Source organism: Exiguobacterium sp. FD-YE-25-4 (assembly GCF_057004685.1).
The window spans coordinates 1,151,099-1,169,047 of record NZ_CM168041.1 but is presented as its reverse complement, the minus strand read 5'-3'; the positions used below and the strand labels follow the sequence as shown (position 1 = coordinate 1,169,047).

General features: G+C 55.6%; 17 protein-coding genes. 1 reads left to right on the top strand and 16 read right to left on the bottom strand.

Going from position 1 to position 17,949, the window contains the following annotated elements:
- Positions 1-21: 21 nt before the first annotated feature.
- Both rpoZ and gmk read right to left on the bottom strand, forming a co-directional pair.
- Entirely contained in the window at positions 22-231 is a 210-nt protein-coding gene (gene rpoZ, locus AC13H5_RS06010) for a DNA-directed RNA polymerase subunit omega (protein ID WP_034777123.1), read from the bottom strand.
- Positions 231-878 (bottom strand): guanylate kinase, encoded by a 648-nt coding sequence (gene gmk, locus AC13H5_RS06005; protein WP_052090097.1) that lies wholly within the window; start codon positions 876-878, stop codon positions 231-233. The genes rpoZ and gmk overlap by 1 nt, the downstream gene beginning before the upstream one ends.
- 131 nt (positions 879-1,009) lie before the next feature.
- Here gmk and AC13H5_RS06000 point away from each other — a divergent pair, with 131 nt between their 5' ends.
- On the top strand, positions 1,010-2,698 hold the full coding sequence (locus AC13H5_RS06000) for an Rqc2 family fibronectin-binding protein (protein ID WP_483546549.1): 1,689 nt from the start codon (positions 1,010-1,012) through the stop codon (positions 2,696-2,698).
- 406 nt (positions 2,699-3,104) lie between these two features.
- On the opposite strand, the gene AC13H5_RS05995 is transcribed toward AC13H5_RS06000, so the two are convergent.
- The 14 genes from AC13H5_RS05995 to lspA all read right to left on the bottom strand — a co-directional run bounded on the left by AC13H5_RS05995 (position 3,105) and on the right by lspA (position 17,946).
- Positions 3,105-4,040: an FUSC family protein gene (locus AC13H5_RS05995; RefSeq protein WP_034777117.1), complete on the bottom strand. Its 936-nt coding sequence runs from the start codon at positions 4,038-4,040 to the stop codon at positions 3,105-3,107.
- Entirely contained in the window at positions 4,037-4,837 is an 801-nt protein-coding gene (locus AC13H5_RS05990) for a hypothetical protein (RefSeq protein WP_483546468.1), read from the bottom strand. Before AC13H5_RS05990 ends, AC13H5_RS05995 begins: the two co-directional genes overlap by 4 nt.
- A gap of 134 nt (positions 4,838-4,971) precedes the next feature.
- The gene (gene pyrE / locus AC13H5_RS05985; RefSeq protein ID WP_483546467.1) at positions 4,972-5,598 is read right to left on the bottom strand and encodes an orotate phosphoribosyltransferase; all 627 of its coding nucleotides are present in this window, start codon (positions 5,596-5,598) and stop codon (positions 4,972-4,974) included.
- Positions 5,582-6,286, bottom strand: a complete 705-nt coding sequence (gene pyrF, locus AC13H5_RS05980) for an orotidine-5'-phosphate decarboxylase (RefSeq protein ID WP_483546466.1) — start codon at positions 6,284-6,286, stop codon at positions 5,582-5,584. The genes pyrE and pyrF overlap by 17 nt, the downstream gene beginning before the upstream one ends.
- Positions 6,261-7,187, bottom strand: coding sequence for a dihydroorotate dehydrogenase (locus tag AC13H5_RS05975; protein WP_034777110.1), 927 nt, complete (start codon positions 7,185-7,187; stop codon positions 6,261-6,263). Before AC13H5_RS05975 ends, pyrF begins: the two co-directional genes overlap by 26 nt.
- Complete coding sequence (locus tag AC13H5_RS05970) at positions 7,184-7,903, bottom strand: dihydroorotate dehydrogenase electron transfer subunit (RefSeq protein WP_034777108.1); 720 nt, start codon at positions 7,901-7,903, stop codon at positions 7,184-7,186. The genes AC13H5_RS05975 and AC13H5_RS05970 overlap by 4 nt, the downstream gene beginning before the upstream one ends.
- Positions 7,900-11,103: a carbamoyl-phosphate synthase large subunit gene (carB, locus tag AC13H5_RS05965; RefSeq protein WP_483546465.1), complete on the bottom strand. Its 3,204-nt coding sequence runs from the start codon at positions 11,101-11,103 to the stop codon at positions 7,900-7,902. Before carB ends, AC13H5_RS05970 begins: the two co-directional genes overlap by 4 nt.
- 1 nt (position 11,104) lies before the next feature.
- Positions 11,105-12,187: a carbamoyl phosphate synthase small subunit gene (locus AC13H5_RS05960; protein WP_483546464.1), complete on the bottom strand. Its 1,083-nt coding sequence runs from the start codon at positions 12,185-12,187 to the stop codon at positions 11,105-11,107.
- The gene (locus AC13H5_RS05955) at positions 12,165-13,445 is read right to left on the bottom strand and encodes a dihydroorotase (RefSeq protein WP_034777102.1); all 1,281 of its coding nucleotides are present in this window, start codon (positions 13,443-13,445) and stop codon (positions 12,165-12,167) included. Before AC13H5_RS05955 ends, AC13H5_RS05960 begins: the two co-directional genes overlap by 23 nt.
- On the bottom strand, positions 13,442-14,347 hold the full coding sequence (locus tag AC13H5_RS05950) for an aspartate carbamoyltransferase catalytic subunit (protein ID WP_214710570.1): 906 nt from the start codon (positions 14,345-14,347) through the stop codon (positions 13,442-13,444). The genes AC13H5_RS05955 and AC13H5_RS05950 overlap by 4 nt, the downstream gene beginning before the upstream one ends.
- 130 nt (positions 14,348-14,477) lie before the next feature.
- Positions 14,478-15,779, bottom strand: coding sequence for a uracil-xanthine permease family protein (locus tag AC13H5_RS05945; protein ID WP_214752666.1), 1,302 nt, complete (start codon positions 15,777-15,779; stop codon positions 14,478-14,480).
- Positions 15,780-15,827: 48 nt separating this feature from the next.
- On the bottom strand, positions 15,828-16,361 hold the full coding sequence (pyrR, locus tag AC13H5_RS05940) for a bifunctional pyr operon transcriptional regulator/uracil phosphoribosyltransferase PyrR (RefSeq protein ID WP_034777096.1): 534 nt from the start codon (positions 16,359-16,361) through the stop codon (positions 15,828-15,830).
- Between the two features lie 200 nt (positions 16,362-16,561).
- Positions 16,562-17,473: an RluA family pseudouridine synthase gene (locus AC13H5_RS05935; RefSeq protein ID WP_034777094.1), complete on the bottom strand. Its 912-nt coding sequence runs from the start codon at positions 17,471-17,473 to the stop codon at positions 16,562-16,564.
- Positions 17,473-17,946, bottom strand: coding sequence for a signal peptidase II (lspA, locus tag AC13H5_RS05930; RefSeq protein ID WP_034777092.1), 474 nt, complete (start codon positions 17,944-17,946; stop codon positions 17,473-17,475). The genes AC13H5_RS05935 and lspA overlap by 1 nt, the downstream gene beginning before the upstream one ends.
- Positions 17,947-17,949: the final 3 nt, after the last annotated feature.

Sequence of the window (17,949 nt, the reverse complement as noted above, 5' to 3'; positions counted from 1 at the left end):
GCATCCGACTTGGGTCACAATTCATCCGTTGTTTTTTTCGTTCGTGATGATTGTCGTGTCACCCGAGAATATTTCTTCTAGCGCTTGACCGACCGGCTTATACGATTTTGGCACGGCGATTTTCGCTGCTTTTCCGTCCTGGATTTGGCGGGCCCGCTTCGCGGCCACCGTCACGATCGTGTATTTCGACGGGATGATACGTTGTAAGGCATCAATCGAAGGGTATAACATTAAATGACCTCCATCATGGCTTTTTTATAGAGAGATGCGACACGTTCACGTTTACAATGTTCGGCCGTCACGATCGCTTTGATACGATCAATCGCTTTGTCCACTTCATCATTCGTAACGACGTAATCGTATGCATCCATCAATTCAATTTCTTCCCGGGCGACGAGCAAGCGTTGCTTGATCACATCTTCCGATTCCGTACCTCGACCGACTAAGCGGTTGCGTAGTTCTTGCAAGCTTGGCGGAGCCAAGAATAAAAAGACCGCTTCCGGGAAACGCTCTTTCACTTGGAAAGCACCTTGGACTTCAATCTCAAGGATGACGTCTCTTCCGCTCTCGAGTGTCTCACGAACCCATTCGACCGGTGTCCCATAATAGTTGCCGACAAATTCAGCGTGTTCGAGCAATTGATCGTGCTCGATCATGTCTTCAAATTGTTCTCTCGTCTTAAAGAAGTAATGCACGCCTTCCACTTCCCCTTCACGCGGTTTCCGGGTCGTCGCCGAGACCGAATATTGAAGGTTGTTGTCCTCTTCCTCACGGAGCACGCGGCACACTGTCCCTTTACCGACGCCACTCGGGCCAGACAAGACGATTAATAATCCTCGTTCTTTAAAATTCACTGCAAGACCTCCATCTTCTAACATCACATTTAATTATAATAGCAGTCAATCAATTGTTCCGGCAAGAAGAAGTTCGGATTTCCTACTTCATCGTACCATATTTTCCATGAATCTGATAACGTAGAGACAGAAAAAGAACAAAGGTGATGAGACTAGTGGCATATGATGGATTAATGACATATCGTGTTGTAACAGAATTACAAGCTCTTGTCGGAGGGCGAATCAATCGCGTGCACCAACCGTATTCCCTCGACTTGATGATTCAAGTCCGATCGAACCGCCAAAGCGTCCAGTTGCTCGTTTCGGCGAACGCGATGTACGCGCGGCTCCAATTAACGGATAATCCGACCAAGAACCCGCAAGAACCCCCGATGTTTTGCATGATGCTCCGCAAACATATCGAAGGTGGCTTCATCACGGCGGTCGAACAAATCGGACGCGACCGTGTCATCGTCTTGTCGATTCGTTCACGAAACGAGCTCGGCGACGAAGAGAACAAGAAAGTGTATATCGAATTGATGGGACGGCACTCGAACGTCGTGTTGACGAACGAGGACGGCAAAATTTTGGACGCGATCAAGCACTTGCCACCGTCACAGAACACGTACCGGACGATCATGCCGGGCAGCGATTACTTATTGCCACCGGCCCAAGACAAGTGCGACCCGTTGACAGAACGTGAGGCCGGCTTGAAGCGAATCGATTGGAATGCCGGAAAACTTGATAAACAACTTGTCGCCAGTTTCGCAGGTCTGAGCCCGCAGATTGCACAAGAAATCGTCCATCGGGCCAAACTCCCGAACCGGGCGAGTATCGAAGAGGCGTTCATCGGTGTGATGGCCGACCTCGAAGGACCGTTCGTTTTCCAACAGCTCGCTTCTGGAAAAGAACGTTTCAGTCCGATCGTGCTCACGTCAGGAGAGATTGCCGCCGAAGAACGCTACGAGACGAGCAAAGACGTCCTCGACCGCTTCTTCTATGAAAAAGCGAACCGGGACCGCGTCAAACAACAGGCGCATGATGTCGAACGTTTGCTCAAGTCCGAGCTCGAGAAGAACATCTTGAAGCGGAAGCGTCTGCTCGACGACTTGAAGGCGACGGAACGGTCCGATGAGCTCCAAAAATACGGTGAACTGTTGACGACGTACTTGTTCCAACTTGAGAAAGGCATGACCGTCGCTCACGTCGTCGACTACTACGACGAAGAAGGCGGTATGATCGACATTCCGCTCAATCCGCTCAAGACGCCAAACGAAAACGCACAAGCCTACTATAAGAAATACAACAAGTTGAAAGTCGCCAAAATCGAAGTGCAAAAGCAAATCGAATTGAACGACGCCGAGATTCACTATTTAGAGACGCTCGTCGCCCAACTCGATGTCGCCTCGCCGGCTGATATCGTCGAGATTCGGGAAGAGTTGGCTGAAGGCGGCTATATGAAACAACGAAGCCAAAAGAAAAAGCAGACGAAAAAAGTCACGCTCGAAGCGTATACGTCGTCGACGGGGACAGAGTTCTTCGTCGGGAAGAACAATACGCAAAACGATTATTTGACGTTCAAGTTCGCACGTCGCGACGAGATTTGGCTCCACGTGAAAGATATTCCCGGTTCACACGTCATTATCCGTTCGAGCGAGCCCGACGAGACGACGCTGCTCGAAGCCGCGACAGTCGCCGCCTACTTCTCGAAGGCCCGTGCCTCGAGCGGTGTGCCGGTCGATTACACGAAAGCACGCTACGTGAAAAAGCCGAGCGGCGCCAAACCTGGATTCGTCATCTATACGGATCAGCAGACGGTGTACGTCACGCCGGATGAGCGACTCGTTAAATCACTCCAGCAATGAGTTCAGGCCACGTCACATGACGTGGTCTTGTTTGTGACTTGCATAGAAATCGATGCTTACTATCGCCTTCGCCGGCACCCTCCGTTCCTGGGGCGATGCGGATGCCTCCGCAGTGCGTACCGCACTTTACGGGGTCATCCTTGCATCGCTCTCCCCTAGGAGTTCGGGTGCCGGCCCGGGCATCGGTTGGTCCTGCTTCTTTTTGGTTTTCCTCTAATACGTAAAGATGAAAGATTGCTTGTCCGTGGCGCCGGAGACTCCTACAGGATAGCAATCCGACGGAGACCCAGCAGCGACGCTAGTCGCGATGCGGCTCCGGGATTGCCTGTGGAAAGCGAAGGTGCCTAAAGGACGAGCTCTCAATCAATCATAAAGCAAGGCCCCGTCGCTAAAACGGGGCCTTGCTTCATTTCGGATTATGTTTGAACGCTTCGAGCTGTTCATGATAGTCGAGCAAGTGCCCGTGTAAAATTTCAGAAACGGATAGATCCTCATGCGGCAACGTGAACAGCGAATACGGCTTGTCACACGTGTAGAGGATGTCGTGATGATGCGCAAGAAGATATAAAAATTCGGATTCGAACGCCCGGCGTTCTTCCTCACCCATCAATAATAGTGCCTCGCGGTGTTCGGCGAGACTCTCGAGCAGCAAGACGAGCTTGTCCTCAAGGTGAATCAATAGACGATACTGTTTGATCGTCAAATGCTTCAATGTCACGTTCGTCACTTTCATGTCTTCTTGGAGCATCATGTGCAGCTCCTGATGCCCGAGGATGCGGGCCCGCGTCTCGAGCAATTCTGATGGGGATCCGACAAGTTCGCGCCAATGGTGGAACATGTAGGCCGATGTCTTTCGAATCTCACTGAGCAACCGATCTTCATAACGAGGCGGCAGGAACGCATAGTTCACTCCGAGCGAGACGAAAACACCGACGGCCGTCAAAAGCGAACGGGTCCACGCATAATGGAAGAAGTCGGTCGTCGGGTTCTCGAGCATGAGCACGATTGCGAACGCCGCGTACGTCGACATGTGTGTCTTATCGAACGTCGTGTTGAGCGTGAGCGCCACGATGACGGCGAGCCCGATCGAGATCGGGTTGACTCCGAACGCGTAGACGATCAAGAGACCGCACATGAGCCCGACAATCGTCCCGAAGATTCGACTGAAGACGATATTTGATGACCGTTTCACGGTCGGTTGCATCGCGACGACGGCCGCGATGGCCCCCATGCCTGAATAGATGCCAAACACGTACCACGACAAGGCGATCGTGATGGCGACGGCAATCCCCGTCTTTAATGTCCGGAGTCCGACTTTAGGGATGTAACGTTTGTTGATCATTTAAGTTCGACCTTTCCTGTCTCGGAAATGAGTTCGATATTCGGTCGGTTCGAGTTCGACAGATGATACACGCCACCCCCGATTTCCTTGAACCGCTCGGATGCTGTCACGTTGCCGGACGTGGTGACGTTCACTTGTCCGGTCGCATTGCGCGGCTCGTAGGCGAGCGTCCCAGCCTCGGTCTGAACCGTCAAGCTTTGATTGACGACGATGTCACCCACGGCCGCATTCCGATAGGAGCGGATATTTCCCGTGACGACCCGGACGGTCTCTAGTGTCGCATCACTCCGCGTCTCGACACGAAGTCGATCACTTTCGAGTTTCTTTACACTGACTGCGTTCGCCTCCAAGACAATCGTCTTGGCGATCAATCCTTGTCCCGTCACTTGCTCGGCCTCGACATCGATTGACGTCATCGAGCTCGGCAAGGCGACGCGAATTTTATAGCGGGACGGCTCATCGCTCGCCCGGCTGCCGAATTGACTCAATTGGCCATACCGCTCGACGACCGAGATTGTGTCGCCGACCGACTTGACTTTGATGCGACGCTCTTTCGAGTTCGTCTGCAACACGTCAATCTGAACCTTCTCATTCGTGCTCCGAACAAATTCGACGTTGCCATGCGCCGTCTCGAGCCGAAGCCTCTTCATCTGGTATCGGTCCTCGTACGTGTCCCCGAGTGCCAACACATGGCTGAATATGAATAAATTCAAGAAAAAAATGAGGGGCAAGACGGTGAGGACGAGTCCGAACGCGATTTTACGATGTTTCGGGATCGCTTGAAAGCGAGCTTTCAAGGACTTTCCCTTCATTCTAGAATACGCCATACACATCTCCTTTATTAACTGCTTTCCCTATTCTAACACGTTCAGTATGCCATGTTACCAATTGAAAAAGAATCCGCCCGGAGGTGGATTCTTAGAAAGGTAGATTACGATGTGACACGAGCGCTCCAACCTGTCGGATCATTCCGCCAGTCACGTAAAGTAGCAGCCTCTTCTTTACTGATGATGCGCTTCTTGACGGCGACGTCGAGCACATCCAACAGTGTGATCAGCGCGTGCGCAGTGAAACCGGAGTCCAACAAATTGATGTGAAGACGGCTCAGACTGTAGGAAAAGATCGCTTGAATCTTGATCACTTCCCCGCCCGCTTTCTGGATCGCTTTGGCGGCCTCGATGCTCGATGAACCGGTCGACAACAAATCTTCAATCACGACGACACGAGCGCCAGGCTCGAACCGACCTTCGATTTGATTCCCTTTCCCATGTCCTTTCGCACTCGAACGGACGTAGACGAGCGGCAAGCCGAGCCGGTCGGCGACAAGCGTCGCATGAGGAATTCCCGCTGTCGCTGTCCCGGCGATGACATCGGCGTTGTGCGGACGGATCGCTTCGACGAGCGCATCGATGATGAGATTGCGGACGTCAGGATAGCTGAGCGTCAAACGGTTGTCACAATAAATCGGACTCTTCATCCCGCTCGACCATGTATACGGGTTCTCGGGAGAAAGGGTCACGGCCTCGATCTGTAATAAAGCTTCAGCGATTTGTCTCATAAGTTCGACTCCATTCCTGTAAGTAGTATTCATATGCGGCGTTCGGGTCTTCGGCCCGGGTGATCGGCCGGCCGACGACGATGGCCGACACGCCGGCCTCACGCGCCGCTTTTGGTGTGGCGGTCCGGACTTGATCGTCTACTGTCTCGTTCATCCGGATACCCGGCGTCACGGTCAAAAATGAAGAGCCGAGTGCTTGGTGAATCGCGCGGGCCTCATGCACGGACGCGACGACCCCGTCGAGTCCGGCCCGATCGGCCATGGTTGCCTGGCGAAGGACGGCCTGCTCCAGACCGCCTTTGATGTTTAATTCTTCAGAAAGCATCCGTTCATCGGTCGACGTCAACTGGGTGACCCCAATCAATTTCGTCGTATCGGTCACATCACGTAAGCCGTCTAAGGCGTAGCGCATCATCGTCTCGCCGCCGAGTGTATGGACGTTCGTCAACTCGACGCCGAGGCGGCCGATTTGACGGAGCGTCCGCCGTGCCGTCTCCGGGATGTCGTGGACTTTGATGTCTAAAAAGACGGGGTATCCATTGTCGACGAGTTGCTCGACAAAACGCCCCCCTTCCCGATAGAACAGCTCCATCCCGACTTTGACGGCTGGTTTCTGATTGATCCGTTCCAATAGACGGAACGCGTCGGCGCCCGTCTCGACATCAAGCGCGAGATACAGTCTGTTCATAAGCTTTCCCCCTGATGTCTAAAATGTGATCGATGCCAAGTTCGTCAAGTCGTCCCGGCAACGCTTCGATGATTTCTTGACAGACGTACGGGTTCTCAAAATTGGCCGTTCCGACCGCGACCGCTGAGGCACCTGCGTAGATAAACTCTAATACGTCGTCCACCGTCCGCACGCCGCCCATCCCGATAATCGGGATATCGACGGCCTGAGCGACTTCATACACCATCCGAATGGCGACCGGTTTGACGGCAGGGCCGGACAAGCCCCCGATTCGATTGGCGAGAATCGGTTGCCCGGTCGTGACGTCGATGCGCATCCCGACGAGCGTATTGATCATCGTGATCCCGTCGGCACCGGCCGCTTCGACCGCCTTGGCCATCGCCGTGATCGACGTGACGTTCGGTGATAGTTTAACGTAAACCGGTTTCGTTGACGCCGCTTTGACAAGCCGGGTCAATTCGGCCGCCATCTCGGGATCGGTCCCGAACTGCATCCCGCCGCACTTCACGTTCGGACATGAAATGTTCAGCTCGAGCGCTTTAATGGTCGGGTCGGCACTCATCTGGCGGGCGACGTGAATATACTCTTCTGGCGTCGAGCCGGCCACGTTGGCGATGATCTCGGTATCAAATCCCGACAGGAACGGAAGCTTGTCTTCGATGATGGCGTCGACACCTGGGTTTTGAAGGCCGATGGCATTCAGCATCCCTTGCGCCGTCTCAGCGACACGGGGCGTGCCGTTGCCGAATCGCGACTCGCCTGTCGCCGCCTTAATCATAATACCGCCTAATATCGATAAGTCATAGAGTTTGGCGAACTCTTCACCGAATCCGAAACAGCCTGACGCCGGCATGATCGGATTTTTCAACTGTAAGCCTGGCAAATCGACGTGTAATCTCATAGCGTCACCTCTTCCGCACGAAATACCGGTCCGTCACTGCACACTTTGACGTAACCGCCTGGCGCTTCGCACACGCAAGCGAAACAAGCTCCAATGCCACACCCCATCCGATTCTCGATCGAGATATATCGCTCTTCGATATGTGATGCGGCGACTGCCTTCAACATCGGTTCCGGTCCACAGCTGAACAACACATCGGCCTCGACCCGCGCGAGCGGGCCGGTCACAAATCCCATTTCCCCATACGTTCCGTCGACCGTCGTGATGATCGTCTCCCCCAGTTCACGGAACGCGTCTTCATAAAAAATGCTCGTTTTCGTATCAAACCCGAGAATCGCCACCGTCTCAATCCCGCGTGCGGCGAGCAGACGCCGCGTGTAGTAGAGCGGCGGCACCCCGATGCCCCCACCGACGAGGACGACACGCTTGCCTGTTTGCTCGAGCGGGAAACCGTTGCCGAGCGGTCCGAGGACGTCCAAGACGTCTCCCGTCCGACGAGCGGCCAAATCTGCCGTCCCGCTGCCGATGACTTTATACAGGAACGTGACGACGTTGCCTTCGACGTTCGCGACCGAGAGCGGCCGGCGCAACAGCTCTGACGTCTTCACGTGAAAGAACGTGCCCGGCGCGACTTCTTGCGGTGCGATTTCGACTTTCATCTCCATCGTCGCTGTCGCGATCAATCGGTTCGATAAAATGGTCGCGAGTTGTCTCATACGGTCACCCCGAATGTCGTGAACGCCGGCAAACTCGTTGTTTGGAACGACAGGCTCTCGATGACTTGGAGCAGCGCCTTGACCGTATCGAGCGACGTCAGGCAGAGCACGCCTTGCTCGGCCGCGGCCCGACGGATGATGAACCCGTCTTTCGTCGCGAGGGCGTCACGCGTCGTCGTGTTCAAGACGATGTCGACTTCTCCTCGTTCGATGACGCTCAGCATCGTCTCACCAGACTCATTGATTTTCCCGACCGGATGGACCGGTAGGCCGTCTGCTGAGAGCGCCTGCGCCGTACCGGACGTGGCCATCAGGCGGAATCCGAGTCGATTGAAACGGCGGGCGATGTCGAGCGCCTCTTCCTTGTCTTGGTCGGCGACCGTCAATAGGACGTTCCCTTTCAAGGCGATCGTCATGCCGGCGGCGACGAGCCCTTTATACAGTGCTTTTTCGAGCGTACGGTCTGTCGCCATGACTTCACCGGTCGATTTCATTTCCGGCCCGAGCGACGGATCGACTTCTTTTAATTTCGCGAAACTGAACACTGGCACTTTGACCGAAATCGCGTCCGCTTCTGGATGCAGGCCGGTCCCTAACCCTAAATCTTTCAGACTCGTCCCGAGAATCGTCTGCGTGGCGATGCGCGCGATCGGCAGGCCCGTCACTTTCGAGATGAATGGGACGGTCCGGCTCGCCCGCGGGTTGACCTCGATGACATATAAGTCGTCCGCGTAGACGAACTGGATATTGAGCAATCCTTTGATTCGGAACGCCTTGGCGAGTTTGATCGTGTAATCGACGACTTTTTCTTTCAATGCCTCACTCAATCGTTGCGGCGGATACACGGCGATCGAGTCGCCCGAGTGGACCCCGGCCCGTTCGATATGTTCCATGATGCCCGGGATATAGACGTCGGTCCCGTCACAGATGGCATCGACTTCAATCTCGATGCCCGTCAAGTAGCGGTCGATGAGGACGGGACGGTCTTTCGAGGCGACGACGGCGTGGCGCATATACCGTTCGAGCTCCGAGCGCTCATAGACGATTTCCATCGCCCGGCCTCCGAGCACATATGACGGGCGGACGAGTACCGGATAACCGAGCATATCGGCGCAAGCGACGGCCTCTTCGACCGTGACCGCCGTCTTGCCCGGCGGTTGGGCGAGTCGTTCGGCCGAGAGCGTCGCTTCGAACGCTTTCCGGTCTTCGGCGCGGTCGATATCTTCAAGCGACGTCCCTAAAATTTGGACCCCTTCTGCTTCGAGCGAGGCCGCCAAGTTGATCGCCGTCTGGCCGCCGAACTGGACGATGACGCCGAGCGGCTGTTCGTTGCGGATGACCTCGAGCACGTCTTCGGTCGTGAGCGGTTCGAAGTAGAGCCGGTCCGAGATTGAGAAGTCGGTCGACACCGTCTCCGGGTTATTGTTGATGATGATCGCTTCGTAGCCTGCGTCACGGATCGTCTGAATCGAGTGGACGGTCGCGTAGTCGAATTCGACACCTTGCCCGATCCGGATCGGTCCCGAACCGAGGACGAGAATCGATGATTTGTCCGTCTTCACGGCCTCGTTCTCGACTTCGTACGTCCCATAAAAGTATGGCGTCTCCGAAGCGAACTCGGCCGCACACGTGTCGACCATCTTATACACCGGACGGATGCCCCAGTCGTTCCGAAGCGATGTCACCGTCTCCACAGTCTCATTCGTGATTCGGGCGATCATCTTATCGCTGAAGCCGAGACGTTTCGTCTCGATGAGGCGTTCTTTCGAAAGCGGCTCATGCTGAAGCGTCTCTTCTTGTTGCCAAATCCGAGCGAGTTTCGATAAGAAGAAACGATCGATTTTTGTCAGCTCATGCAACTGTTCTGTCGAGTAGCCGCGGCGGAGCGCCTCATAGAGCATCCACAACCGCTCATCCGTCGGTGTCGTCAGCTCGTGGTCGAGCTCCGCGGTGCTGAGTTGCGCGAGGCGTGGCACGGCCAAGTCTTCTGTCCCGAGTTCGAGCGAACGGACGGCCTTCAAGAGTGCTTCTTCCAAATTACGGCCGATCGCCATCACTTCCCCGGTCGCTTTCATCTGCGTGCCGAGGCGACGATCAGCCGTCTCGAACTTATCGAAGGCGAAGCGCGGGATTTTGGCGACGACATAGTCGAGCGCCGGTTCGAACGAGGCGTAACTCGTCTCCGTCACCGGGTTCTTCAGTTCTGACAACTTGTATCCGACCGCCACTTTCGCAGCCAGCTTGGCGATCGGGTACCCCGTCGCTTTCGAGGCGAGCGCCGAACTGCGCGAGACACGCGGATTGACCTCGATGACGTAATACGTGAAGCTGTCCGGGTCGAGGGCGAATTGGATGTTACATCCGCCTTCGATGCCGAGGGCGCGGATGATGTCGAGTGAGACGCTTCGAAGCATCTGATAGTCGCGGTCAGACAGTGTCTGTGTCGGTGCGAAGACGATCGAGTCGCCCGTATGGACCCCGACCGGATCAAAGTTTTCCATCGCACAGACGATGATTGCTTGGTCGCTCGAATCGCGCATCACTTCATACTCGACTTCTTTCATGCCAGCGATCGATTTTTCGAGCAACACTTGTGTCACCGGGCTCGCTTTCAGCCCCGATTCGACGAACTGCTCAAATTCATTCCGGTCATGGGCGATCCCGCCACCGGTTCCTCCGAGTGTGTACGCCGGACGGATGATGATCGGGTAGCCGATTCGTTCCGCAAAGCCCCAAGCCGACTCGAGTGACTGCACGATCTCGCTTTTCGGGACCCCGTGCCCGAGTTTATACATGAGGTCGCGAAACTGTTCCCGGTCCTCAGCCTGTTCGATGGCCGATAATTTCGTCCCGAGCAATTCGACGCCGCAATCTTCAAGCACGCCGCGGCGGTCGAGTTCCATCGCCAAGTTGAGGCCGGTCTGCCCGCCGAGTGTGGCGAGGAGCGCGTCCGGACGTTCTTGACGGATGATCCGCTCGACGAACTCCGGTTCGAGCGGTTCGATGTAGACGCGGTCCGCCGTCGTCGGGTCGGTCATGATCGTGGCCGGGTTCGAGTTGACGAGGATGACCTCGTATCCTTCTTCTTTCAAGGCGAGACACGCCTGGGTACCAGCATAGTCAAATTCTGCCGCCTGTCCGATGACGATCGGGCCGGATCCGATTACAAGGATTTTCTGAATATCTGGTCGTTTTGGCATGTCAAATTCCTACTTTCTGTTTGTTTTCTTGGACGATCTGCATGAAGCGGTCAAATAAGTCGTTGGCGTCATATGGACCCGGTGCCGCTTCCGGATGGTATTGGACCGAGAACGTCGGATGATGCAAGTGCTTCACCCCTTCGACCGTGCCATCGTTGACGGCGCGATGCGTGACGACGAGTCCGGTCGTCGCGAGTGATGCCTCATCGACCGCGTAGCCGTGGTTTTGGGATGTGATCGTCACCGCGCCGGTCTCAAGTTCGAGCACCGGATGGTTGGCGCCGCGATGGCCGAACGGGAGTTTGAACGTATTGGCCCCGCTCGCGAGTGCGATCAACTGATGGCCGAGACAGATCCCGAAGATCGGGAGTGTCGGCATGAGGCGCTCGATGAGCGGCAACGCCGTCGGGACGTCTTTCGGGTCCCCCGGTCCGTTCGACAGCATGACGCCGTCCGGTTCATAGCGCATCACTTCGTCGGCCGTCACGTCGTGCGGCAAGACGACGACTTCACAGTCGCGCTTCACGAGTTCACGCATGATGCCGAGCTTCGCACCGAAGTCGATCAGGGCGATACGCGGCCCGCGGCCCGTGCTGACATACGCCCGCTTTGTCGAGACGCGCTCGACTTGATCGGTCGGAAGAAGGACGTCAAAGCGATCCTGGACCGATGCCCACGTCGATTCCCCATCGACCATGACGCCGCGCATGACGCCACGTGAGCGGAGATGACGCGTCAACATCCGCGTGTCGACCCCTGCTAGACCTGGGATATTGAAGCGGAGAAGCGTATCGCTGAGCGTTGCGGTCGAGCGGAAGTTCGAAGGCAAATCGCACACTTCTTTCACGATGAGTCCTTTCGCCATCGGTACGGTCGTCTCAAAATCTTCCCGGTTGACGCCGTAGTTGCCGATCAACGGGTTCGTCAGCACGATGAGCTGGTCGCAGTACGATGGGTCCGACAACATCTCCTGATACCCGGTCATCCCGGTCTGAAAGACGACTTCCCCGATCGTCTCGACGTCTGCGCCGAATGCTGTTCCTACAAATGAAGTGCCGTCCTCAAGCCATAATGTTCGTTTCATCGAATCTCCCCTTATATACGATTTTTCCAGCCGCGATCGTCATGACCGGCCAGCCTACCAGTTTCATCCCCGCGAACGGTGTGTTTTTTCCTTTCGAGCGGAATGTCGTCGGATCGACCACTTGCTCCGTCTCCGTATCGATGAGGGCAAAGTCTGCCGCCCGTCCGACTTCAATCACACCGTACGGTAACCCGAACACGTCGCTCGGACGTTTCGTCATCCAGTCGATGAGCGCCGCTTCTTCCATCTGACCCGTCTTGACGAACGTCGTGTACAAGAGCGGGAACGCTGTCTCGAATCCGGTGATGCCGAACGGGGCCCGTTCCATGCCGGCCGCTTTTTCTTCGGCCGTGTGCGGGGCGTGGTCCGTCGCGATCATATCGATCGTCCCGTCGAACAAGCCTTCAAGGAGCGCCTCACGGTCGTCACGGCTCCGGAGCGGCGGATTCATTTTAAAGTTCGGGTCGAGGCCCGGGATATCGTCTTCACAAAGGACGAGGTGATGCGGTGTCACTTCGGCCGTCACCCGGATGCCGGCTCGCTTGGCGTCGCGGATGACGCGCACCGACTGTCGTGACGAGACGTGGCAGACGTGATAGTGACAGCCCGTCTCTTCGGCGATCAAGACGTCACGGGCGATATGGATGCTTTCGGCGAGGCTCGGGATACCTTGGATGCCGTGTTCTTCACTGAACCGGCCTTCATGGACTGAACCGGCCTTGAGCGTATTGTCCTCGCAGTGGGCGACGACCGCCTTATCGAGACGTTTCGCTTCCCGCATCGCCTCACGCATCATCGCCGCCGATTGGACGCCGACGCCGTCATCGGTGAACGCGAACGCATCTGCGAGCGAAGCCATGTCGACTTGTTCGGTGCCGAGCTGTCGTTTCGTGATGGCGGCGTATGGAAGGACGCGTACGCTTGCGTCTTGCTCGATTTTAGCCAGGAGCTGGTCCATCGTCGCCCGGTCGTCCGGGACGGGACGTGTGTTCGGCATGGCGCAGATTGTGGTGAACCCGCCGGCCGCAGCCGCCTCGGTCCCCGTTTTGATCGTCTCTTTCTTCTCCCCGCCCGGCTCGCGCAAATGAACGTGGACATCGACGAGCCCCGGAATGAGGAGCTTCCCTGTCGCATCGATCACTTCATGTCCTTCGGTCGTGCCGTCATAGTCGATCGAGCGGATTTCGCCGTCCTCGATCAATAGATTCGTCGTCCGTTTCGTGTTCCCGTCATACCAAGTTGCGTGTTGAAGTATCATAATTGTCCCCCTAATGCTCGATTTAAAATGGCCATCCGGGCGTAAACGCCGTTCGTCATCTGTGGAAAGATCCTCGACTTCGGATGTTCAATCAAACTGCCAGCGATCTCGACGTCACGGTTGACCGGTGCCGGATGCATGATGATCGCTCGTCCTTTCATTCGGTCGACGCGTTCGGGCGTCAACCCGTAGCGCGCATGATAATCTTCCTTCGAGAAGATGTCGCCCATGATGTGGCGTTCGTGCTGGACGCGGAGCAGCATGACGACGTCACAGTCCGCTAACACATCGTCGAGGTCCCGATGCTCGAGCCCCATCGACTCGTCCCACCAAGAGGCGGGGCTGCAGCCGACGACGTTCGCCCCCAGGCGTTTCAATACGCTTGCGTTCGAACGTGCGACGCGGCTATGGACGAGGTCGCCGCAGATGGCGATGTTCAACCCTTCGAACGTCTTGAACTCTTCAAAGATCGTGACGAGGTCTAACAGTGACTGCGAGGGGTGCTCCCCGCTCCCGTCACCGCCGTTCAACACCGGGATGTTCAACTTTTCAACGAGTTCATGGTAATAGCCCGACTCCGGATGGCGGATGACGAGGGCATCGACCCCGATTGCCTCGAGCGTCTTGCACGTGTCGTACAGCGTCTCGCCTTTCGTCACCGATGACGTCGCCACGTCGAACGGAATCTCTTGCACTTTCAAGTGCCGTTCGGCCATTTGAAACGAATTTTTCGTTCGCGTCGAGTTTTCAAAGAACAAGTTCGCGACCGTCTTGCCGTCGAACAAGGGTGGCATGTCCCCTTGTTTGTAGCGTAGCGACTCCTCGATCAAACCCATGATCTCGTCGAGCGAGAGCGTATCCAGACTGACAAAATGCTTCGGTTGTTGTTTGATTAAGTTCATGTTCGTCTCCTCCTTTTGTGTGAAGGCAAAGAGAAAAGGCGTCTCTTCACCTACGTGAAGGGACGCCTTCATTTGGGTAGACTACACCCAAATAAACGAGCCTTCACTTTGCCGACCTCACGGGATCGAATTAAAAGTTACTTGCTTGTCGTGTATCTTCAGTTGTTTCGGCAGCAGCTTCGTCGACCGCTTCTTCTTTCGGCAAGAAGGCGTTCAAGAGAATCCCGACGACTGTGGCGAGTGCCATCCCTTGAACCGGGAAGCTTCCAAGTTGGACCATGGCCCCACCAAGTCCGATGACGAGGATGACTGAGGCGATGATGAGATTGCGTTTCTCAGCGAGGTCGACGTTGCTTTCGACCATCGTCCGCAGACCGTTCGAAGCGATGACTCCGAACAAGAGGATCGAGATGCCGCCTTTGACCGGGTTCGGGATCGTCGAGATGAACGCTTCGACGTGACCAAGGAAACCAAAGCTGATAGCCATGAGCGCTGCTCCTGCGATGACGTAGACACTGTACACTTTCGTGATGGCCATGACCCCGTTGTTCTCACCGTAAGTCGTACACGGTGGACCACCGAGCGCCGAGGCGACCGCTTTCCCGACCCCGTCGCCGAGGAGTGTCCGATGGAGACCTGGATCTTTCATCGTTTCGCGTCCGATGATTTTTGACGTGACCATTTGGTCGCCGATATGTTCCGTCATCGTGACGAGCGCGACCGGGACGATGGCGAGCAGTGCTCCGACTTGCCACATCGGCATGTAGTCGACGAACACCATCGTGAAGTCAGGCAGTTGGAACAAGCTCGCTTGACCGAGCGCCGAGTAGTCGATGATGCCGAACAGGGCAGCGATGATGTAACCACCGATGATACCGAATAAGATCGGTACGGCGCCCCATACTCCTTTGAGCGTCGTCATAGCGAACATCGTGATGCCGAGCGTGAGAAGCGCGACGGTGATGAACGTTCCATTGTAGGCACCGTCTTTGTTCATCGACATGTCGATGGCGACCGGTGCGAGCGATAAGCCGATGACCATGATGACCGGACCGACGACGACTGGCGGCAAGAGGCGCAGCAACCAGTTCACACCTGTCTTATAGATGATGAGCGAGACGACACCGTAAACCGATCCGGCGATGATGCCACCGAACAAGGCGGCTTCGACACCCCATTGCTGGCTGACGGCGATGATCGGGGCGATGTAGGCGAAACTTGATCCGAGATAGGTCGGGACTTTGAAGCGGGTAATCGCTAGGAATGAGAGCGTGGCCACACCGGAAGCGACGAGGGCGACGGACGTGCTTAGGCCCGTCAAAATCGGGACTAAAATCGTCGCTCCGAACATGGCGAAGACGTGCTGCAGGCTGAAGAGCAGCCATTGCGGTAAGTGAGCGGGACGCTCGTGGATGTTGAGGATGGGTTTCATATGTGGTTCTCCTTCCTGGCCTCTCTGGACCACCTTAAAGGTTTTGGATTATTGCTGTTTGATAAACACTTCGTCGGTCGTGTCGACTTCACTGAGTCGGACGACGACTTGTTCTGACTTCGAGGTCGGGACGTTCTTGCCGACGAAGTCGGGGCGAATCGGTAGCTCGCGGTGTCCCCGGTCGATCAAGACAGCGAGCTGGATGTAATCCGGGCGACCGTGGTCGACGAGTGCGTCCATGGCGGCTCGCACTGTCCGGCCCGTGTAGAGGACATCGTCAATCAAGACGACCGTCTTGCCGTTGATGTCGTGTGGCAGTTCAGTCGCTTTCACTTCCGGGTCGAGTGACTTCTTAGACAGGTCATCCCGGTACAGCGTGATGTCTAAGTTACCGAGCGCGATCGGTTTGCCTTCGATTTCTTCGATGCGGCGGGCGAGTCGGTCGGCGAGCGTCTCGCCTCGGGTTTTAATCCCGACGAGCACGACGTTGTCCGTTCCTTTGTTGCGCTCGATGATCTCGTGAGCGATTCGGGTAAGTGCACGGCGGATGGCCGCTTCATCCAATATGGTAGAACGTTTCAAACGTTTCCCCCCTCTCTCAAATTATACAAAAAAGAAGACTTCCTCATCCGGCTGGAAAAGGAAGTCTTCATATGTGAGGGCAGACCTCTGCCTCAAATAATCGACGTGTCGTGGCCGCGGCCACAATCCTTTCACAGCCTCTCTGGACTGGGTTTAAAGGTGTTATGCTTCCTAGACTATAAATCGGAATCGGTTGAAAGTCAACGCGTTTTCTCGATTTTGTCCAATTTTGCAAGTTCCGCTTCGAAGTCGGCCGGGAGCGGCGCCTCGAATTCGAGCCATTCGTCCGTGCGTGGATGGAAGAAACCGAGCGTCGCCGCATGGAGCGCTTGTCCGTTCAATTGAATCGTCCGGCGCGGACCATATTTCGGGTCACCAGCGAGTGGATGGCCGATATAACGCATATGAACGCGGATTTGGTGTGTCCGTCCCGTCTCGAGCTTACACTCGACGAGTGTGAAGTCTTTATACCGCTCGAGCAGACGGAAGTGCGTGATCGCTTCTTTCGCGTTCTTGTCCGTCACTGTCATCCGCTGACGGTCGTTCGTGTCACGCCCGATTGGCGCCTCGATCGTCCCGAGCTCATGGGCAACTTCGCCGTGGACGAGAGCGATATATTCACGCTTGATTTTACGATCCTTCAACTGGCTCGCGAGCGATTCGTGGGCCACATCGTTTTTCGCGACCATGAGGAGACCGGTCGTGTCTTTATCGATGCGGTGGACGATGCCTGGTCGTTTGACACCGTTAATGCCTGACAAATCGTCACAGTGATAGAGGAGTGCGTTGACGAGCGTGCCTGACGTATGACCAGCCGCCGGATGGACGACCATGCCGCGTGCCTTGTTGACGACGATGACATCCTCGTCCTCATAAACGACGTCGAGCTTGATATTCTCTGGCAACACTTCGAGTTCGACGGCCTCCGGGACCGTCACGACGATTTCGTCGCCTTCTTGCAGTTTATAGTTCGGCTTGACGACCTGGCCGTTGACGAGGAGGTCCCCCGCCTTGATCCAGTCTTGGATTTGCGAACGTGACCAGTCACTTTGTTCGCTCATCCATTTGTCGATACGTGCCTTTTCTTCGGCGACAAATGTGTAAGTTTCCATTACGATTGTCCCCTTTCTTTGTTTAATTTTTCTTCGAACAAGACGCCGATGATCATGAAGATGACCCCGAACGTGAGCGCCATATCGGCGACGTTAAAGATTGGGAAGTTGTAGCCGAACGGATACGTGTCGACGAAATCGACGACTTCACCACGAAACAGACGGTCGATGAAGTTCCCGATCGCACCGGCGAGCAATAACCCGACGCTATAACCGAGCAGATCAAACCCGTTCACTTCTTTATGCAAGAAATAAATCAAGCCGACGACGACGACCGCAGTGACGATGAAGAAGAACACCATCTGCCCTTCGAGCATGCCCCAGGCCGCGCCTTTATTGCGGTAAGACGTCAAGTAGAGCAATTCTGGGATGAGCTCGATTGACTGCCCGATCGTCATCGTCTGGACGACAATCCATTTCGTTACTTGGTCGAGCAAGATGAGGAAAAGTGCTAATCCGTAATAACGTTTCATCAG

Excerpts from the sequence above, each read along its gene's own strand:
- AC13H5_RS05995 (WP_034777117.1), bottom strand. The coding sequence starts at position 4,040 with ATGATCAACAAACGTTACATCCCTAAAGTCGGACTCCGGACATTAAAG.
- AC13H5_RS05960 (WP_483546464.1), bottom strand. The coding sequence starts at position 12,187 with ATGAAACGAACATTATGGCTTGAGGACGGCACTTCATTTGTAGGAACA.
- pyrF (WP_483546466.1), bottom strand. The coding sequence starts at position 6,286 with ATGAACAGACTGTATCTCGCGCTTGATGTCGAGACGGGCGCCGACGCG.
- pyrE (WP_483546467.1), bottom strand. The coding sequence starts at position 5,598 with ATGAGACAAATCGCTGAAGCTTTATTACAGATCGAGGCCGTGACCCTT.
- AC13H5_RS05975 (WP_034777110.1), bottom strand. The coding sequence starts at position 7,187 with ATGAGATTACACGTCGATTTGCCAGGCTTACAGTTGAAAAATCCGATC.
- AC13H5_RS05945 (WP_214752666.1), bottom strand. The coding sequence starts at position 15,779 with ATGAAACCCATCCTCAACATCCACGAGCGTCCCGCTCACTTACCGCAA.
- AC13H5_RS05970 (WP_034777108.1), bottom strand. The coding sequence starts at position 7,903 with ATGAGACAACTCGCGACCATTTTATCGAACCGATTGATCGCGACAGCG.
- lspA (WP_034777092.1), bottom strand. The coding sequence starts at position 17,946 with ATGAAACGTTATTACGGATTAGCACTTTTCCTCATCTTGCTCGACCAA.
- AC13H5_RS05950 (WP_214710570.1), bottom strand. The coding sequence starts at position 14,347 with ATGAACTTAATCAAACAACAACCGAAGCATTTTGTCAGTCTGGATACG.
- AC13H5_RS05935 (WP_034777094.1), bottom strand. The coding sequence starts at position 17,473 with ATGGAAACTTACACATTTGTCGCCGAAGAAAAGGCACGTATCGACAAA.
- AC13H5_RS05955 (WP_034777102.1), bottom strand. The coding sequence starts at position 13,445 with ATGATACTTCAACACGCAACTTGGTATGACGGGAACACGAAACGGACG.
- carB (WP_483546465.1), bottom strand. The coding sequence starts at position 11,103 with ATGCCAAAACGACCAGATATTCAGAAAATCCTTGTAATCGGATCCGGC.
- rpoZ (WP_034777123.1), bottom strand. The coding sequence starts at position 231 with ATGTTATACCCTTCGATTGATGCCTTACAACGTATCATCCCGTCGAAA.
- gmk (WP_052090097.1), bottom strand. The coding sequence starts at position 878 with ATGTTAGAAGATGGAGGTCTTGCAGTGAATTTTAAAGAACGAGGATTA.